This window comes from Pseudomonas sp. A-RE-19, assembly GCF_019956555.1.
Lineage (GTDB): Bacteria > Pseudomonadota > Gammaproteobacteria > Pseudomonadales > Pseudomonadaceae > Aquipseudomonas.
The window spans coordinates 138,892-157,088 of record NZ_JAHBDQ010000022.1 but is presented as its reverse complement, the minus strand read 5'-3'; the positions used below and the strand labels follow the sequence as shown (position 1 = coordinate 157,088).

Below are 18,197 nucleotides of genomic sequence, written 5' to 3'. Positions count from 1 at the left end.
AAATCGAATGGCCTTTTTTGTTGCCGACGGAATCTATTCGGCGACCTGCAGCTTGCGCGACTCGGTGTACACGTAACGCACTTTTTCGTACTCGAACGGCGTGTTCAGCTGGCCGTAGCGGAAGCTGGTCTGATAACGCTTGTCGATACTGCGCAGTACCCAGACTTCCGGATGATTGGAGCTGACTTCGGCAACGTTCAGGAAGTTGATCGCCGATTCGCCGGTGTAATCGACCACCAGGCCTGCGGTGTCACGCAGGTTTGACGGGCCAAGGATCGGCAGCACGAAGTAGGCGCCACCCGGTACGCCGTAGAAGCCCAGGGTCTGGCCGAAGTCTTCACTACGGCGCGGCAGCCCCATGGCGGTGGCGGGGTCCCACAGGCCGGCGACACCAATGGTGGTGTTGAGCAGCAGGCGCGCGGTGGTTTCCAGCGAGCGCTGCCCCTTGAATTGCAGCAGGCTGTTCACCAGGTTCGGTACATCGCCGACGTTGTTGAAGAAGTTGCTGACGCCGGTGCGCAGGAAGCTTGGGGTGATGTAGCGATAGCCGTTGACCACGGGCAGGAACACCCATTGGTCGAATCGGTAGTTGAAGTGGTAGACGCGGCGGTTCCACTCCTCCAGGGGGTCGTAGACGTTCAGCGCGTTGAGCGTCGAACGTTCGAACTCGCGCTGATCCAGCCCGGGGTTGAATTTGAGTTTGCTCAGCGGTTCCTTGAAACCATCGCTGTCGATGACAACCGGTGCGTTGGCTTTGCTGTTGTCGGCATTGGCGACGCCTGCACAGAGTAAGGCTGCGATCAGCAGGGGGTATTTAGCCACGGAAAAACTCCAGCATGGCGTCGCTGTTGACGCGATAGTTGAGGTTGCCGCAATGGCCGCCCAATGGATAAACAGTCAAACGGTCGCCAAAGGTGCGGCGCAGAAACCCCAGGTCGCCAGGACCGAGGATCACGTCATCGGCGTTGTGCATGACCGCGATTTTCGGGCTGTCGTGCAGGTAATCCTTGAGCGCATACAGGCTGACCTGATCGATCAGTTGCAGCAGGCTGCCGCCATCGGTGCGGGCACGCCACATCGGAATGACCTGTTCGGTCAGGTAGCAGTCGAAGTCGCATTGCAGCGCGCGCTTGAGGAACGGCGTGAGGGTGGTGCCTTCGGTGATCGGGTATTTCGGCGGGGTGATCAGGCCACGGCGGTTGATCAGGTCCGAGGTGAAGGCGATATCAGCTGCCGAGAACCGGAACGAAGTGCCGATCAGCATGGCCATCTGTTCGTTGCTCAGGTGCTGCTTGGACTGCTGGAAGTCGTAGAGCAGGGCATCGTTGAGGTCGATGTAGCCCTTCTGCTGGAAGTAACGGGTCAGTTTGCCCAGCACCAGCTCATAGAAGGTGGTGCTGTTGTTGATGCCCTTCACCTCTGTCTGTACCAGCTTGTCCAGATTGGTGATCGAGGTGTAAAGGTTGACCGGCGGGTTGAGCAGCAAGACTTTCTTGAAGTTGAAGCTGCGACGGATTTCATCCAGGTGCGCCACAAAGGCCGCATCCAGGGCGCCGAGGCTGTAGCCGGTCAGGAAATATTCGGTGACTGGCAGTTTCGGGTTTTGCGCCCGCACGGCCTGCATCACTCGGTACATGTCTTCGGCATCTTCTTTGGTCACGCCTGGGGTGGCGAAACGCGAGGCGGCGCTCATGAAATCGAAGCTGGTGGGCGATGACAACTGCACCACGTGATAGCCGGCCTTGTAGTAGAGCTTTTTCAGGTACTCGTTGAGGGTGCTGTCATAACGTGCACCGGTGCCGGAGATCAGGAAGATCAACGGTGCGGCGTGATCTTGCGTGGCGATGCGGTAGGTGAGTTTCTTTACCGGCCAGAAGTTGTCCGGCAGGCTGAATTCACGCTCCGGGCGCAATCTGACGCTGCGATCTTCCTGATTGATATCCTCATCCAGCGGCAATTCCGGGCGCAACTCTGGCGGTGTCGTGGCGATGGTCGCCTCGAACGGGTTGGTCAGGGGGTAGCCATAACTGGCGGCATCAATGTCGGCCGCCAGCGCGGACGCACTTAAAATCAAGCCGCCAAACAGGGCGGCGAAGCGCAAGGAACGGAGCATGACTAGATCCCTTAGAGGAAGGTGCCGGATGAAGTTCGCAGGCTATGACCATCGGATTTGCGTCAAAGTGCCATGCATCGGCACCAAACAGACTGATTTCGGAGCAACGGTAGCGGGACGATACACTTTGCAGTGATTGGCTGGCCAGTTAACTGTTGTTAGCGCTTGCGTACGGCTGTCGGGAGATTAAGCTGGCCGCCGATTTCGTTTATTGGAGTGTTTCATGTCTCGCCGTCTGCCCGTGATTCTGCTGATCGTTCTTCTGCCAATGTGGCTGGCCGCCAGTTATGGCGCGCGTTATGGCTTTATGGAGGATGCTCAATGGGTCGGCATCTGCGTTGACGAAGCCACCCGTTGGGAATGTCAGATTCGCTCGAATCTTGGCTTGATGATTCATTTCAAGGTGCTGGGCTGGGCGGCAGTGGCCGCCGCCGTGATCGGTTTTGTGCTGCCGGGGCGAGCGGGGTGGTGGTTGGCGGTGCTGGCGCTGATATTCGGGTTTCCGGCGCTGGCGTTGTACAACACTACGTTGGCGGTGTTTGCGGTGGTGATTGCTGCTTTGCGTCTGGTCCGGGCGTCCCGTAGCGCCTGATAGTCCGTCATCGCGAGCAGGCTCGCTCCCACATTCGACCGCATCTAGCATAAGAACGCGGTTAAAGGTGGGAGCGAGCCTGCTCGCGATGGGGCCGGTTGCGGCGCTGAAGATCAGCCCTTGCGAACCCGCAAGCTGCGCCACAACGCTGCCATCATCAACACACTCACCAGCGCCCAACCCCAGGCCTGCTGGTTCTGCAAACCTTCCTGATACAGCTGCGGCGCAATACCGGCACCGATAATAAAGGTCAGCACGGCGATTTCCCGACGCGGTACGTTCACCGGACGGCACAGGTACACCAGCGCCGGCAGGATGAACGCGACACTCGGGAAGCTGCGATAACGCGGGTCGAACACCAGCTCCAGCATCATTACCGCCGCCGCAAAACCTGTCGCTGCCAGCCACCAGCCTGCCCGACGTTCCAGAGCATTGAAGGCGCGTTCACGCCAGCCGGTACGAGCGCTCAAGGTCAGCGCGGCATGGGCCAGCACCAACAGATTCAACCCTGTCAGCAAGGCGACCCACAGCCATTCACTGGCAAATCGTGTGGTGACACGGGCCAGGTCACCCCAGGCGCCAATCGAACAGGCCGCCAAGGCACCCAGCAGTGGCAGCACCAACGCCGCGCGAGTGCTGCGAACGCGACCGCCGAGGATCAGCGTGCCGATGAAGATCAAGCCACCCACCGCCAGCCATTGCGACCAGTACGGCACGTTCGAGACCGGCCCGGCGAGTACGCCTTTATCCTGGCGATCGGCGTCGAACAGTCCCCAGTAACCTCCCACTGCGCCTTCGCTGGCGCGTTTCCAAGGCTGGTCGAAAGCCTCGATCAGGTTGTAATGCCAGCCTTGCTGCTCGGCCATGGCGACAAAACCGCGAATGAACTTGGCTTCGTTGACCCGGCTCGGCAGGGCGGTTTCGCGCTGACGGCCTTCGCTTGGCCAGCCGGTTTCGCCAATCAGCACGTCCTTGGGCGCAAATTTGTTGCCGAACACCTGACGTACTTCGGCCACATGCTGTAGTGCGGCGTCGATGTTCGATGGCTCGTCTTCCCAGTACGGCAGCAAATGAATGGTCAAAAAGTCCACCGCCGGGGCGACTTCGGGATGCTTGAGCCAGAACTCCCAGACATCGGCGTAGGTCACCGGTTGTTTGACCTGGCTTTTGACCTTGTTGATCAGCGTCGCCAACTGCGCGCCGGTGACTTCCTTGCGCAGCAGGGTTTCGTTACCTACGATCACCGAGGTCACTACATCGGCGTTGGCATTGGCCGAGGCGATCAGCAGGTCGACCTCCTTGGCGGTGTCCACCGGATTACTGTTGACCCAGGCGCCGATCATCAGCTTCAAGCCGTGCTTGCGCGCCAGGGCGGGCAGGGCCTCGAGGCCGGTCATGGAGTAGGTGCGGATGCATTCGAAACGGGTTGCCAGAAGTGCAAGGTCGGCGTCCATGCGCTCGGGCCGCAGTTTGAACGGCACATCGAACGGTGATTGGTCCTTGTCGAACGGGGTATAGGAAGCACATTGCAGCTTGTGCGTCGCGCTGGCCACGTCCGGCAGGATCACCGGTTTGCCGAGGCCATACCAGAAGCCACCGAGGGCAAAAAGCCCCAGCAGGCAGGCGAATATATAGGCAGGAAAAGGAAAGCGTGATGTCGCGGGCATGGTCAGGCCGTCTGGGAGCAAAGCCGCGCATGTTACCTGTATTTGTCCCGTGCTTGGTGACCTGCATAATTTTGACATGCAAAGTTCGGGCGGGGTTGGTACGGGTCCTTTCACGGGGCACGATTAATGGCGTTCTGATGTCGTTTCTCGATGCCTTGAGGTCGCTGACAGAGCAGGTCGCCGTTGGCGGGGGGTTGATTATCGACGCGTCAGTACTCCGCTGATGTTCGGACGAGTTTGCGGTGAGGCGTGATGGGGGCGCTGTGCACCATAACAATACGTTGAGCGGCTCGGCATCCGTCGAGCGCAGCACTTTCGGGGAAGTAACGATGAAGATGCGACGACTCTTGGGCGCAGGTGCGGCTTTGGTGCTGGCGATCAGTTCTACGGTGGCCAGCGCCGAAGGCAAGGCAGTGACGATCGGTTATGTCGATGGCTGGTCGGACAGCGTCGCCACGACCAACGTGGCTGCTGAAGTGATCAGGCAGAAACTCGGTTATGACGTGAAGCTGCAAGCCGTTGCCACCGGGATCATGTGGCAGGGTGTGGCTACTGGCAAACTCGACGCCATGCTGTCGGCGTGGTTGCCCGTGACCCACGGTGAATACTGGGCCAAGAACAAGGATCAGGTCGTCGATTACGGCCCGAACTTCAAGGATGCGAAAATCGGTCTGATCGTGCCGGAATACGTCAAGGCCAAGTCTATTGCAGACCTGAAAACCGACGACAGCTTCAAAGGTCGTATCGTCGGCATCGATGCCGGTTCAGGCGTGATGCTCAAGACCGATCAGGCCATCAAGGACTACGGTCTGGACAACTACACCCTCAAGGCCAGTTCCGGCGCCGGCATGATTGCCGAGCTGACCCGTGCCGAGAAGAAAAACGAATCCATTGCCGTCACCGGTTGGGTGCCGCACTGGATGTTCGCCAAGTGGAAACTGCGCTTCCTGGACGACCCGAAAGGCGTTTATGGCGCGGCTGAAACCGTGAACAGCATCGGTAGCAAAGAGCTGGGAACCAAAGCGCCGGAAGTTGCGAAGTTCCTGAAGAACTTCCAATGGGCGTCGAAAGACGAAATCGGCGAAGTCATGTTGGCGATTCAGGACGGCGCCAAGCCTGAGGTTGCTGCGAAGGATTGGGTGGCCAAACACCCGGATCGTGTTGCCGACTGGACCAAATGATTTGACCTGACGCGTCTGGTCAGCACCTCTTGAGGCCCCTTGGCTTAAATGCCAAGGGGCCTTTTGCTTTTTTATGTGGGAGCGGGCTTGCTCGCGAAAGCGGTGTGTCATTCAGTATCGATGCCGGCTGACACTCCGTCTTCGCGAGCAAGCCCACTCTCGCAATGGCGACTCTGTCATGTCGTTCTAATACTAAGGTCGTCTGGAACCTGTCCGGCAGCCGCATAGAGTGGATAACGTTCCAACTAAAATCTGTGCTGCGAGGATAAAAACAATGAACGACAGCATTTACCTCTCGATTCAAAACAGCCCGCGCTTCAAGGAGCTGGTTAGTAAGAGGGAACGATTCGCCTGGATTCTTTCAGCGATCATGCTTGGGCTGTACTCCGGATTCATCCTTTTGATTGCTTACGGGCCGCATATTCTGGGCGCGAAGATCAGCCCTGAGTCATCGATTACCTGGGGCATTCCGATCGGTGTCGGGCTGATTGTTTCGGCCTTTGTCCTGACGGGCATCTATGTGCGACGCGCCAATGGCGAATTCGACGACTTGAACAATGCGATTCTCAAGGAGGCTCAGCAATGATCCGGCGTCTAATGGCTCTATTGAGCATCGCAGCCTTCGCACCTGGCGCCTGGGCGGCTGAAGCCCTGACGGGCGCGGTACAGAAGCAACCGCTCAACGTTTCCGCGATTTTGATGTTCGTGGTGTTCGTGGGGGCAACCCTGTGCATCACCTACTGGGCGTCCAAACGCAACAAATCGGCGGCCGACTACTATGCGGCGGGCGGCAAGATCACCGGGTTCCAGAACGGTCTGGCGATTGCCGGTGACTATATGTCCGCGGCGTCCTTCCTGGGTATTTCCGCCCTGGTATTCGCCTCCGGCTACGACGGCTTGATCTACTCGATCGGATTCCTGGTGGGCTGGCCGATCATTCTGTTCCTGATCGCCGAGCGCCTGCGTAACCTGGGTAAGTACACCTTTGCCGACGTGGCGTCCTATCGCCTCGGGCAAACCCAGATCCGCTCGCTGTCGGCTTGCGGTTCGCTGGTGGTGGTGGCGTTCTACCTGATCGCGCAAATGGTCGGTGCCGGCAAGCTGATTCAGCTGCTGTTCGGTCTCGACTATCACGTTGCGGTCGTCCTGGTCGGTATCCTGATGTGCCTGTACGTGCTGTTCGGCGGCATGCTGGCGACCACTTGGGTGCAGATCATCAAGGCCGTGCTGTTGTTGTCCGGTGCCTCGTTCATGGCGCTGATGGTAATGAAGCACGTTAACTTCGACTTCAACATGCTGTTCTCCGAGGCGATCAAGGTTCACCCCAAAGGTGAGGCGATCATGAGCCCTGGCGGTCTGGTGAAAGATCCGGTCTCCGCGTTTTCCCTTGGCCTGGCATTGATGTTCGGTACCGCTGGCCTGCCGCACATTCTGATGCGCTTCTTCACGGTGAGTGACGCTAAAGAAGCTCGTAAAAGCGTGCTGTATGCAACCGGCTTCATTGGCTACTTCTACATCCTGACCTTCATCATCGGCTTCGGCGCGATCCTGCTGGTCAGCACCAATCCGGTCTTCAAGGACGCAGCGGGCGCGCTGTTGGGCGGCAACAACATGGCGGCGGTGCACCTGGCCAACGCGGTGGGTGGCAGCATCTTCCTGGGCTTTATCTCGGCGGTAGCGTTCGCGACCATCCTGGCGGTGGTGGCCGGTTTGACACTGGCGGGTGCCTCGGCGGTGTCCCATGACCTGTATGCCAGCGTGATCAAAAAGGGCAAGGCCAACGAGAAGGACGAGATCCGCGTCTCGAAAATCACCACCATCGCCTTGGCGGTGCTGGCGATCGGCCTGGGCATTCTGTTCGAGAAGCAGAACATCGCGTTCATGGTGGGCCTGGCGTTCTCCATCGCGGCGAGCTGCAACTTCCCGGTGCTGCTGCTTTCCATGTACTGGAAGAAGCTGACCACTCGCGGTGCGATGATCGGCGGCTGGCTGGGGCTGGTCAGCGCTGTTGGCCTGATGATACTGGGGCCAACCATCTGGGTGCAGATCATGGGGCACGAGAAGGCGATCTTCCCGTATGAATACCCGGCGCTGTTCTCCATGGCCATTGCATTTGTCGGGATCTGGTTCTTCTCGATCACCGATAAGTCGGCCGAGGGCGTGAACGAGCGGGCGCTGTTCTTCCCGCAGTTTGTTCGTTCGCAGACCGGGTTGGGGGCGAGTGGGGCGGTTTCGCACTAAGGCTTCTATATATAAGCCGCGCTAAAATGAATGCCCCGGTTGAGAGATCGGGGCATTTTTTATTGGGCGGTTATCGCACTCTGTATGGTTTTTCCATGGAGGAGGCCTGTTCTTTGATCGTGACATATCCGTTTCTGCGGTAGCGCCGGCTGGTGGTTATCGCCCCTTGTAGGAGCGAGGCTTGCCCGCGATGGCGGCCTGATAGCCGACCGGGATTTTTGATGGTGTACATATCCGTTTCTGCGGTAACGGCTGCTTATGGTTCCGCTCTTACAGCGGGTCACTTTTGGCAAACGCCCCAAAAGTAACCAAAAGGTCTTGCCCCACCATTCGGTGCCTCGCTTCGGCTCGGCATGCCCTCACTCCGGCATTGCTCCGGGGGGCCGCCGCCATCGGCCATCCATGGCCGGGGGCGGCTACCGCGGCATCCTTGCCGCGGCATCCTTGCCGCGGTGCCCCCTGCGCAACGCCTGCGTTCGGCCTCTGGGAAAGGGGCAGACAGATCAAGATCAAGATCAAAAGCCAAAGCAACAGCAACAGCAACAGCAACAGCAACCGCAAGATCAACAGCTTCGCGAGCAGGCTCGCTCCCACAGTTGGACTGGGTACATCCGGGAAAGATTGGTCGGCTAACAGGCCGCCATCGCAGCGATGCGGCGACCCGACAAGCCAACTCCCACAAAAAATCAAAGCACATCCGCTCTGCTCTTCACCACTCAACAGGCCGAGCGTTAGCTCGCCTGCAGCTTTTGATGTTGACGCACCGCCCCCTCGAGAGGCCGAGTGGAGGTTCTGCGCAGTGGGCAACCCGGCATGGATGCCGGGTTAGCCGCGCACGGCCATGGATGGCCGATCGCGGCGGGCCCACGGAGCAGGACCGGAGCGAGGGCACCCTGAGCCTAGGCGAAGGGCCGAACGACAGGGGCAAGAGCCCTTTGGTTACTTTGGGGCTTTTCCAAAGTGACCCGCTGTAAGAGCGGAACCGCCAGCAGCCGTTACCGCAGAAAAGGATATGTACACAACCCAAGAGCCCGGTCGGCCCTCAGGCCGCCGCGTCACTCAACGTCAGGCACAAACAAAAACGGCCCCTATCCAAATAGAGGCCGTTTCCGGTACAGCTCAAGACGTTATCGCAAGACAGGTCTTATTTGCGGTCTTCCAGCTTGGTAATGTCACGCGACTCATAGCCGGTGTACAACTGGCGCGGGCGGCCGATCTTGTACGGGCTGGAGAGCATTTCTTTCCAGTGGGAAATCCAGCCGACAGTCCGCGCCAGGGCGAAGATCACGGTGAACATGCTGGTCGGAATGCCGATCGCCTTGAGGATGATCCCCGAGTAGAAGTCGACGTTCGGGTACAGCGAGCGCTCGATGAAGTACGGATCGGTCAGGGCGATCTCTTCCAGGCGCATGGCCAGTTCGAGTTGCGGATCGTTGGTGATGCCCAGTTCTTTCAGTACTTCGTCACAGGTCTGCTTCATGACGGTGGCGCGTGGGTCGCGGTTTTTGTAAACCCGGTGACCGAAGCCCATCAATTTGAACGGATCGTTCTTGTCCTTGGCCTTGGCGATGTACTTGTCGATGTTCGAAACATCGCCAATCTCGTCAAGCATGGTCAGAACGGCTTCGTTCGCACCGCCGTGGGCAGGGCCCCACAGTGCAGCGATGCCGGCGGCGATACAGGCGAACGGGTTGGCACCCGACGAACCGGCCAGACGTACGGTAGAAGTCGACGCGTTCTGCTCGTGGTCGGCATGGAGGATGAAGATCCGGTCCATGGCCTTGGCGAGTACCGGGCTGATCGGTTTGATCTCGCACGGGGTGTTGAACATCATGTGCAGGAAGTTTTCCGCGTACGACAGGTCGTTGCGCGGGTACATCATGGGTTGGCCCATGGAGTACTTGTAAACCATTGCGGCCAGGGTCGGCATCTTGGCAACCAGGCGGATCGCGGAGATTTCGCGATGCTGCGGGTTATTGATGTCGAGGGAGTCGTGGTAGAAGGCCGAGAGGGCGCCCACTACACCGCACATGACGGCCATCGGGTGGGCGTCGCGGCGGAAGCCGTTGAAGAAGGTCTTCAACTGCTCGTGAACCATGGTGTGGTTCTTCACGGTGCCGACGAACTGGGCCTTCTGTTCTGCGGTCGGCAATTCGCCGTTAAGCAGCAGGTAGCAGGTTTCCAGGTAGTCCGACTTTTCAGCCAACTGTTCGATCGGGTAGCCGCGGTGCAGCAGAATGCCGTTGTCGCCGTCGATATAGGTGATCTTCGACTCGCAGGAGGCAGTCGACATGAAACCAGGGTCAAAGGTGAAACGGCCCGTGGCCGTCAGGCCCCGAACGTCGATAACATCGGGACCAACGGTGCCGGTTAAAATGGGCAGCTCGACGGGGGCTGCGCCCTCGATGATCAACTGCGCTTTTTTGTCAGCCATGTGGCCTCCTATTTATGCTTGAAATCATCAGACAGACCCCCCACGCAGGGCCCGCACCACTATAGTGAGATAAATTCGAATGTCAATTTGCCTAAAGTCTTGCTCCAGAAGGCTTTAACCGGACTTTTTCCTCGAAATTGACTGCCATTTACGCCTTTTATCGCACTTGTGCAATCAGCTATTAGGGGAAGGTGAACGCGTTGTCATTAGTAGCCTAACTGTCTATACTCGGCCACCGACCGCCAGGGGCTTTTGGGCCTGCTTTATTGGGGGTCGCATCCCTGGGTGGTGGTTACCTGACCAGTGCACTCCCCAACAACTTTGCCCTGATTGTTAGGGGCTCTTCAGTGTGAAAAAAAAGCCGTGAAAAGCCAACGACCTGTAAACCTAGACCTAAGGACCATCAAACTCCCCATCACCGGCGTTACGTCGTTTCTTCACCGTGTTTCCGGCATCATCCTCTTCCTGGGCCTTGGCTTCATGCTGTATGCATTGGGCAAGTCTTTGGGTTCCGAGGAAGGTTTTGCCGACGTGAAGGCATGCTTGACCAGTCCTCTGGCCAAGTTCGTAGCATGGGGCCTCCTCTCCGCTCTGCTGTATCACATGGTCGCCGGTGTGCGCCATTTGATCATGGACATGGGCATCGGTGAGACGCTGGAAGGCGGCCGCCTGGGCTCGAAAATTATCATCGCCGTTTCCGTGGTGTTGATCGTTCTGGCAGGAGTTTGGATATGGTAACCAGCGTTACGAATCTTTCGCGTTCGGGCCTCTATGACTGGATGGCACAGCGTGTGTCTGCGGTCGTTCTCGCGGCTTATTTCATCTTCCTGATCGGATACCTCGTTGCGAATCCTGGCATTGGTTACACCCAATGGCACGAACTGTTCGCAAGCAACTGGATGCGTATCTTCAGTCTGCTGGCCCTGGTGGCCCTGGGCGCTCACGCCTGGGTCGGCATGTGGACCATCGCGACCGACTACCTGACGCCGATGGCGCTGGGCAAGTCCGCGACTGCAGTACGTTTCCTTTTCCAGGCAGTATGCGGCGTTGCGATGTTCGCTTACTTCGTCTGGGGTGTGCAGATTCTCTGGGGTATCTGATCCATGGCTAACATTCCAACGATTTCTTTCGACGCCATCATTATTGGTGGTGGCGGTGCCGGCATGCGCGCAGCGCTGCAACTGGCACAGGGCGGTCACAAGACTGCCGTGATCACCAAGGTTTTCCCGACCCGTTCGCACACCGTGTCGGCCCAGGGCGGCATCACCTGCGCCATCGCGTCGGCCGACCCGAACGATGACTGGCGCTGGCACATGTACGATACCGTCAAGGGTTCCGACTACATCGGTGACCAGGACGCTATCGAATACATGTGTCAGGAAGGCCCTGCCGCCGTATACGAGTTGGACCACATGGGTATGCCGTTCTCGCGTACCGAACAAGGTCGTATCTACCAGCGTCCATTCGGCGGTCAGTCGAAGGATTACGGTAAAGGTGGCCAGGCCGCCCGTACCTGCGCCGCTTCCGACCGTACCGGTCACGCGCTGCTGCACACCCTTTATCAGGGCAACCTGAAAGCCGGCACCACGTTCCTGAACGAGTACTACGCTGTTGATCTGGTGAAAAACCAGGATGGCGCATTCGTCGGCGTGATTGCCATCTGCATCGAAACCGGCGAAACCACCTACATCCGTGCCAAGGCCACCGTACTGGCCACCGGCGGTGCAGGTCGCATCTACGCTTCGACCACCAACGCCCTGATCAACACCGGTGACGGCGTTGGTATGGCGCTGCGTGCCGGCGTACCGGTACAAGACATCGAAATGTGGCAGTTCCACCCGACCGGCATCGCCGGCGCTGGTGTACTGGTTACCGAAGGTTGCCGTGGTGAAGGTGGTTACCTGATCAACAAGCACGGCGAGCGTTTCATGGAGCGTTATGCTCCGAACGCCAAAGACCTTGCCGGTCGTGACGTTGTTGCCCGTTCGATGGTTAAAGAAATCATCGCCGGCAACGGTTGCGGTCCGAATGGCGACCACGTGATGCTCAAACTCGACCACCTGGGCGAGGAAGTGCTGCACAGCCGTCTGCCAGGCATCTGCGAACTGTCCAAGACTTTCGCCCACGTTGACCCGGTTGTTGCTCCGGTTCCGGTTGTTCCTACCTGCCACTATATGATGGGCGGCGTTCCGACCAACATTCACGGTCAGGCAATCACCCAGAACGACGAAGGCGTCGACGAAATCATCCCTGGCCTGTTCGCAGTGGGTGAAGTGGCGTGCGTATCGGTTCACGGCGCCAACCGTCTGGGCGGCAACTCGCTGCTTGACCTGGTGGTATTCGGCCGCGCTGCCGGCCTGCACCTGGAAAAGGCGCTGACCGACGGCATCGAATATGACGACGCTACCCAAGCCGATATCGAAGCTGCCCTGTCGCGCCTGAACGCTCTGAACAACCGTACCGAAGGCGAAGACGTGGCTACCCTGCGTCGCGAGCTGCAGAACTGCATGCAGAACTACTTCGGTGTGTTCCGTACCGGCGAATACATGCAGAAGGGTATTGCCCAGCTGGCTGACCTGCGCAAGCGCATCGCCAACGTGAAGATCAACGATAAGTCGCAGGCTTTCAACACTGCACGTATCGAAGCGCTGGAACTGCAGAACCTGCTGGAAGTGGCCGAAGCCACTGCCATCGCTGCAGAAGTGCGCAAAGAGTCCCGCGGCGCTCACGCCCGTGAAGACTTCGAAGATCGTGATGACGAAAACTGGCTGTGCCACACCCTGTACTTCCCGGGTGACAAGCGCGTAACCAAGCGTGCCGTGAACTTCTCGCCGAAGACTGTTCCGACTTTTGAACCTAAGATTCGGACTTATTAAGGGTGGCCGCCATGTTGCAAGTCAGTGTTTATCGTTACAACCCTGATCAGGACGCTGCGCCGTTCATGCAGGAATTCCAGGTTGATACCGGTGGTAAAGACCTGATGGTGCTGGACGTGCTGGCCCTGATCAAAGAGCAGGACGAAGGTTTCTCCTATCGTCGCTCTTGCCGTGAAGGTGTTTGCGGTTCCGACGGCATGAACATCAACGGCAAAAACGGTCTGGCGTGCATCACGCCGCTGTCCGCTGTCGTAAAAGGTAACAAGCTGATCGTTCGTCCGCTGCCAGGTTTGCCGGTTATCCGTGACCTGGTCGTCGATATGAGCATCTTCTACAAGCAATACGAAAAGGTTAAGCCATACCTGCAGAATGACACGCCGGCTCCGGCCATCGAGCGTCTGCAGTCCCCTGAAGAGCGTGAAAAGCTCGATGGTCTGTACGAGTGCATTCTGTGCGCTTGCTGCTCGACTTCGTGCCCGTCCTTCTGGTGGAACCCGGACAAGTTCCTGGGTCCGGCTGCTCTGCTGCAAGCCTACCGCTTCCTGGCAGACAGCCGTGACAACAAGACGTCCGAGCGTCTGGCTTCGCTGGATGACCCGTTCAGCGTATTCCGCTGCCGGGGCATCATGAACTGCGTCAACGTTTGTCCGAAAGGCCTGAACCCGACTAAGGCCATCGGTCACATTCGTAACATGCTGCTGCAAAGCGGCGTGTGATTCAGCTGCTGTACCCGTAGGACCGCAACACCCGTAGATGCTACGGCGCAGGCTTCAACCGGCGCCGTAGTTTTAACCTGAGCAGCAGCTTATAAGGCTGCGGCTCTTATTTTGAAGAAATGAGACAAGCAGGGGCATCCGGGCTGGTACCCGGACTATCAGCGTGATCCTAAGTGGCTTGTTTTAGTCGCTGCATTCGGACTTCTGCAAGTTTTCTCTGTGTCGACGCCGGTGGTGTTCCCCTAACCGAGGGTGACCAAGCATGCAAGAAAGCGTGATGCAGCGCATGTGGAACAGCGCCTACCTATCCGGTAGTAACGCTGCCTATGTGGAAGAGCTCTACGAGCTCTACCTGCACGACCCTAACGCTGTGCCAGAAGAGTGGCGCACCTACTTCCAGAAGTTGCCTGCTGACGGCAACTCTGCCACCGATGTTTCGCACTCCACAATTCGCGATCATTTCGTCTTGCTGGCAAAGAACCAGCGCCGCGCCCAACCGGTTTCCGCCGGCAGCGTGAGCAGTGAGCACGAGAAGAAGCAAGTTGAAGTGCTGCGATTGATCCAGGCCTACCGTATGCGTGGCCACCAGGCAGCCCAGCTTGACCCGCTGGGGCTGTGGCAGCGTCCTGCACCTGCAGACCTGTCAATCAATCATTACGGCTTGACCAATGCCGATCTTGATACGACCTTCCGTGCCGGCGACCTGTTCATCGGCAAAGAGGAGGCGAGCCTACGCGAAATTCACGAAGCGTTGCAGCAGACATATTGCCGCACCATCGGCGCTGAATTTACGCATATCACCGATTCCGAGCAGCGCCAGTGGTTCCAGCAGCGTCTGGAAAGCGTGCGCGGCCGTCCGACGTACTCCGTCGACATCAAGAGCCACCTGCTTGAGCGCGTCACCGCCGGCGAAGGCCTGGAAAAATACCTCGGGACCAAATACCCGGGTACCAAGCGTTTCGGTCTGGAAGGCGGCGAGAGCCTGATTCCGATGCTCGACGAGCTGATCCAGCGTTCCGGTTCCTACGGCACCAAGGAAATCGTGATCGGCATGGCCCACCGTGGTCGTCTGAACGTGCTGGTCAACACCTTCGGCAAGAACCCGCGCGAGCTGTTCGACGAGTTTGAAGGCAAGAAGAAGGTCGAGCTGGGGTCCGGTGACGTTAAATATCACCAGGGCTTCTCGTCCAACGTGATGACCGCCGGCGGTGAAGTTCACCTGGCCATGGCGTTCAACCCGTCTCACCTGGAAATCGTTTCCCCGGTGGTCGAGGGTTCGGTCCGCGCCCGTCAGGATCGTCGTAACGACCCTACCGGCGAGAAGGTTCTGCCGATCTCCATCCACGGTGACGCGGCATTCGCCGGTCAGGGTGTGGTGATGGAAACCTTCCAGATGTCGCAGACCCGCGGTTTCAAGACCGGCGGCACCGTGCACATCGTGATCAACAACCAGGTTGGTTTCACCATCAGCAACCCGCTGGACTCGCGCTCCACCGAGTATGCGACCGACGTTGCGAAGATGATCCAGGCGCCGATTCTCCATGTGAATGGTGATGATCCGGAAGCCGTGTTGTTCGTGACCCAGCTGGCCATCGACTACCGCATGCAGTTCAAGCGTGACGTGGTGATCGACCTGGTCTGCTACCGTCGTCGCGGCCACAACGAGGCCGACGAGCCAAGCGGCACCCAGCCAATCATGTATCAGCAGATCACCAAACAGCGCACCACCCGTGAGCTGTATGCCGATCGTCTGACCCAGAGCGGTGTGCTGGACGTTGAGCGTGTTCAGGCGAAAGTCGACGAATACCGCAACGCGCTGGACAACGGTCTGCACGTGGTAAAAAGCCTGGTCAAAGAGCCGAACAAAGAGTTGTTCGTGGACTGGCGTCCGTATCTGGGCCACGCCTGGACCGCGCGTCACGACACTCGCTTCGATCTGAAAACCTTGCAGGAACTGTCCGCCAAGCTGCTGGAAATTCCAGAAGGCTTCGTGGTTCAGCGCCAGGTCTCGAAAATCTACGAAGACCGTCAGAAGATGCAAGCCGGCGGCCTGCCGATCAACTGGGGTTACGCCGAAACCATGGCGTACGCGACCCTGGCGTTCGAAGGTCACCCGATTCGCATGACGGGTCAGGACATCGGTCGCGGTACGTTCTCGCACCGTCACGCTGTCTTGCACAACCAGAAAGACGCGGGTACCTACATCCCGCTGCAGAACCTGTACAAGGGCCAGCCACGTTTCGACCTGTACGATTCGTTCCTGTCCGAAGAAGCCGTGCTGGCGTTCGAATACGGTTACTCGACCACCACGCCTGAGGCGCTGGTGATCTGGGAAGCCCAGTTCGGCGACTTCGCCAACGGTGCCCAAGTGGTTATCGACCAGTTCATCACCAGCGGCGAGCACAAGTGGGGTCGTCTCTGCGGTCTGACCATGCTGCTGCCGCACGGTTATGAAGGTCAGGGTCCGGAGCACTCTTCGGCCCGTCTGGAGCGTTACCTGCAACTGTGCGCCGAGCACAATATTCAGGTTGCCGTCCCGACCACCCCGGCCCAGATCTACCACTTGCTGCGTCGTCAGGTGATTCGCCCGCTGCGCAAGCCGTTGATCGTTCTGACTCCGAAGTCGCTGCTGCGTCACAAACTGGCCATCTCGACCCTGGAAGATCTGGCCGAAGGTTCGTTCCAGACCGTGATCCCGGAAATCGATGCCCTGGACCCGAAAAAGGTCGAGCGTGTTGTTCTGTGTAGCGGCAAGGTCTACTACGACCTGCTGGAAAAACGCCGTGCCGAAGGTCGTGATGACATCGCCATCGTGCGTATCGAGCAGCTGTACCCATTCCCTGAGGACGACTTGAAAGAAGTCCTGGCTCCTTATACCAACGCCAAGCATGCCGTTTGGTGTCAGGAAGAGCCGATGAACCAGGGTGCCTGGTACTGCAGCCAACACCACTTGCGTCGTAGCATCAGTACGCTCAACAAATCTCTCGTACTCGAGTACGCGGGCCGTGAGGCTTCTGCTGCACCTGCTTGTGGTTATGCATCGATGCACGCTGAGCAGCAGGAACAACTGCTGCAAGACGCCTTTACTGTTTAACGCCTTCGCGCACCTGAAACCGAATTTAAGGACCCACAGATAATGGCTATCGAAATCAAAGCCCCCACTTTCCCGGAATCGGTTGCCGATGGCACCGTTGCCACCTGGCACAAAAAACCGGGCGACGCCGTCAAGCGCGACGAACTGATCGTCGACATCGAAACTGACAAAGTCGTACTGGAAGTGTTGGCTACCGCTGACGGCGTGCTGGGCGCTATCGTCAAGAACGAAGGCGACACCGTTCTGTCCGACGAAGTTCTGGGCTCCATCGGTGAGGGCAGTGCTGCTCCTGCCGCCGCCGCTGCTCCGGCTGCTGCCCAGGCTGCTGCTCCTGCCGAAGCGGGCGAAGATGATCCTGTTGCTGCACCGGCTGCTCGCAAGCTGGCTGAAGAAAACGGCATCAACATCGCTTCCGTTGCCGGTACCGGCAAAGGCGGTCGTGTGACCAAGGAAGACGTGGTAGCCGCTGTTGCTGCCAAGAAAGCCGCTCCGGCTGCCGCGCCTGCCAAGCCTGCTGCACCTGCTGCCGCTGCGCCTGTATTCGCTGCCGGTGACCGCGTCGAAAAACGCGTTCCGATGACCCGTCTGCGTGCCAAGGTTGCCGAGCGTCTGGTTGAAGCTCAATCGAACATGGCCATGCTGACCACTTTCAACGAAGTCGACATGACTGAAGTCATGGCCCTGCGTTCGAAGTACAAGGACCTGTTCGAGAAGTCCCACAACGGCGTACGCCTGGGCTTCATGTCGTTCTTCGTGAAAGCGGCCACCGAAGCGCTGAAACGCTTCCCGGCTGTCAACGCGTCGATCGACGGTGCCGACATCGTTTACCACGGCTACGCCGACGTCGGTGTGGCTGTTTCCAGCGACCGCGGTCTGGTTGTACCGGTTCTGCGTAACGCCGAACTGATGAGCCTGGCTGAAATCGAAGGCGGCATCGCTACCTTCGGCAAGAAAGCCCGTGACGGCAAACTGTCGATGGAAGAAATGACCGGCGGTACGTTCACCATCACCAACGGTGGTACCTTCGGTTCGATGATGTCGACGCCGATCGTCAACCCGCCACAAGCGGCCATCCTGGGCATGCACAACATTCTGCAGCGTCCTATGGCGATCAACGGTCAAGTCGTTATCCGTCCGATGATGTACCTGGCACTGTCCTACGATCACCGTTTGATCGACGGTAAAGAAGCTGTGACCTTCCTGGTTACCATCAAGAACCTGCTGGAAGACCCGGCTCGTTTGCTGCTGGATATCTGATTTCGTTGCTCGGGCCGCTCAGCGAT

Annotated in this window: 14 protein-coding genes; 10 read left to right on the top strand and 4 right to left on the bottom strand. The window is 58.5% G+C overall.

All coding sequences use genetic code 11. The annotated features are described in order from the left end of the window. Positions 1 to 33: 33 nt before the first annotated feature. Positions 34 to 822 (bottom strand): VacJ family lipoprotein, encoded by a 789-nt coding sequence (locus KGB14_RS15795; protein ID WP_223487713.1) that lies wholly within the window; start codon positions 820 to 822, stop codon positions 34 to 36. Continuing rightward, on the bottom strand, positions 815 to 2,113 hold the full coding sequence (locus KGB14_RS15790) for a serine/threonine protein kinase (protein ID WP_223487712.1): 1,299 nt from the start codon (positions 2,111 to 2,113) through the stop codon (positions 815 to 817). The genes KGB14_RS15795 and KGB14_RS15790 overlap by 8 nt, the downstream gene beginning before the upstream one ends. A gap of 223 nt (positions 2,114 to 2,336) precedes the next feature. On the opposite strand from KGB14_RS15790, the gene KGB14_RS15785 reads away from it, so the two are divergent. Further along, the gene (locus KGB14_RS15785; RefSeq protein ID WP_223487711.1) at positions 2,337 to 2,705 is read left to right on the top strand and encodes a hypothetical protein; all 369 of its coding nucleotides are present in this window, start codon (positions 2,337 to 2,339) and stop codon (positions 2,703 to 2,705) included. Positions 2,706 to 2,818: 113 nt separating this feature from the next. Here the strand turns inward: KGB14_RS15785 and KGB14_RS15780 are convergent, their stop codons facing one another. Beyond that, positions 2,819 to 4,372 carry a beta (1-6) glucans synthase gene (locus tag KGB14_RS15780; protein WP_223487710.1) on the bottom strand — a complete coding sequence of 518 codons (1,554 nt, stop codon included), beginning with the start codon at positions 4,370 to 4,372 and terminating at the stop codon, positions 2,819 to 2,821. Positions 4,373 to 4,701: 329 nt separating this feature from the next. On the opposite strand from KGB14_RS15780, the gene KGB14_RS15775 reads away from it, so the two are divergent. The 3 genes from KGB14_RS15775 (at position 4,702) to KGB14_RS15765 (ending at position 7,794) form a co-directional block, all read left to right on the top strand. After that, positions 4,702 to 5,553, top strand: coding sequence for a glycine betaine ABC transporter substrate-binding protein (locus KGB14_RS15775; RefSeq protein WP_223487709.1), 852 nt, complete (start codon positions 4,702 to 4,704; stop codon positions 5,551 to 5,553). A 274-nt stretch (positions 5,554 to 5,827) separates the two neighbouring features. Further along, complete coding sequence (locus KGB14_RS15770; protein WP_007939152.1) at positions 5,828 to 6,139, top strand: DUF485 domain-containing protein; 312 nt, start codon at positions 5,828 to 5,830, stop codon at positions 6,137 to 6,139. Then, positions 6,136 to 7,794: a cation acetate symporter gene (locus KGB14_RS15765; RefSeq protein WP_223487708.1), complete on the top strand. Its 1,659-nt coding sequence runs from the start codon at positions 6,136 to 6,138 to the stop codon at positions 7,792 to 7,794. Before KGB14_RS15770 ends, KGB14_RS15765 begins: the two co-directional genes overlap by 4 nt. 1,144 nt (positions 7,795 to 8,938) lie before the next feature. Here the strand turns inward: KGB14_RS15765 and gltA are convergent. Further along, entirely contained in the window at positions 8,939 to 10,228 is a 1,290-nt protein-coding gene (gltA, locus tag KGB14_RS15760) for a citrate synthase (RefSeq protein ID WP_007936034.1), read from the bottom strand. Positions 10,229 to 10,591: 363 nt separating this feature from the next. Here gltA and sdhC point away from each other — a divergent pair, with 363 nt between their 5' ends. The 6 genes from sdhC (at position 10,592) to odhB (ending at position 18,171) form a co-directional block, all read left to right on the top strand. After that, on the top strand, positions 10,592 to 10,966 hold the full coding sequence (sdhC, locus tag KGB14_RS15755; protein ID WP_223487707.1) for a succinate dehydrogenase, cytochrome b556 subunit: 375 nt from the start codon (positions 10,592 to 10,594) through the stop codon (positions 10,964 to 10,966). After that, a complete protein-coding gene (sdhD, locus tag KGB14_RS15750; RefSeq protein ID WP_052967227.1) occupies positions 10,960 to 11,328 on the top strand; it encodes a succinate dehydrogenase, hydrophobic membrane anchor protein in 369 nt (122 codons plus the stop codon). Before sdhC ends, sdhD begins: the two co-directional genes overlap by 7 nt. Positions 11,329 to 11,331: 3 nt before the next feature. Next, positions 11,332 to 13,104 carry a succinate dehydrogenase flavoprotein subunit gene (sdhA, locus tag KGB14_RS15745; protein ID WP_223487706.1) on the top strand — a complete coding sequence of 591 codons (1,773 nt, stop codon included), beginning with the start codon at positions 11,332 to 11,334 and terminating at the stop codon, positions 13,102 to 13,104. 11 nt (positions 13,105 to 13,115) lie between these two features. Then, positions 13,116 to 13,820, top strand: a complete 705-nt coding sequence (locus tag KGB14_RS15740) for a succinate dehydrogenase iron-sulfur subunit (RefSeq protein ID WP_223487705.1) — start codon at positions 13,116 to 13,118, stop codon at positions 13,818 to 13,820. A gap of 262 nt (positions 13,821 to 14,082) precedes the next feature. Then, positions 14,083 to 16,914, top strand: a complete 2,832-nt coding sequence (locus KGB14_RS15735; RefSeq protein ID WP_223487704.1) for a 2-oxoglutarate dehydrogenase E1 component — start codon at positions 14,083 to 14,085, stop codon at positions 16,912 to 16,914. A 42-nt stretch (positions 16,915 to 16,956) separates the two neighbouring features. Next, positions 16,957 to 18,171: a 2-oxoglutarate dehydrogenase complex dihydrolipoyllysine-residue succinyltransferase gene (odhB, locus tag KGB14_RS15730; protein WP_223487703.1), complete on the top strand. Its 1,215-nt coding sequence runs from the start codon at positions 16,957 to 16,959 to the stop codon at positions 18,169 to 18,171. Positions 18,172 to 18,197: the final 26 nt, after the last annotated feature.

Excerpts from the sequence above, each read along its gene's own strand:
- KGB14_RS15790 (WP_223487712.1), bottom strand. The coding sequence starts at position 2,113 with ATGCTCCGTTCCTTGCGCTTCGCCGCCCTGTTTGGCGGCTTGATTTTA.
- KGB14_RS15785 (WP_223487711.1), top strand. The coding sequence starts at position 2,337 with ATGTCTCGCCGTCTGCCCGTGATTCTGCTGATCGTTCTTCTGCCAATG.
- KGB14_RS15780 (WP_223487710.1), bottom strand. The coding sequence starts at position 4,372 with ATGCCCGCGACATCACGCTTTCCTTTTCCTGCCTATATATTCGCCTGC.
- KGB14_RS15775 (WP_223487709.1), top strand. The coding sequence starts at position 4,702 with ATGAAGATGCGACGACTCTTGGGCGCAGGTGCGGCTTTGGTGCTGGCG.
- KGB14_RS15770 (WP_007939152.1), top strand. The coding sequence starts at position 5,828 with ATGAACGACAGCATTTACCTCTCGATTCAAAACAGCCCGCGCTTCAAG.
- KGB14_RS15765 (WP_223487708.1), top strand. The coding sequence starts at position 6,136 with ATGATCCGGCGTCTAATGGCTCTATTGAGCATCGCAGCCTTCGCACCT.
- gltA (WP_007936034.1), bottom strand. The coding sequence starts at position 10,228 with ATGGCTGACAAAAAAGCGCAGTTGATCATCGAGGGCGCAGCCCCCGTC.
- sdhD (WP_052967227.1), top strand. The coding sequence starts at position 10,960 with ATGGTAACCAGCGTTACGAATCTTTCGCGTTCGGGCCTCTATGACTGG.
- sdhA (WP_223487706.1), top strand. The coding sequence starts at position 11,332 with ATGGCTAACATTCCAACGATTTCTTTCGACGCCATCATTATTGGTGGT.
- KGB14_RS15740 (WP_223487705.1), top strand. The coding sequence starts at position 13,116 with ATGTTGCAAGTCAGTGTTTATCGTTACAACCCTGATCAGGACGCTGCG.
- KGB14_RS15735 (WP_223487704.1), top strand. The coding sequence starts at position 14,083 with ATGCAAGAAAGCGTGATGCAGCGCATGTGGAACAGCGCCTACCTATCC.
- odhB (WP_223487703.1), top strand. The coding sequence starts at position 16,957 with ATGGCTATCGAAATCAAAGCCCCCACTTTCCCGGAATCGGTTGCCGAT.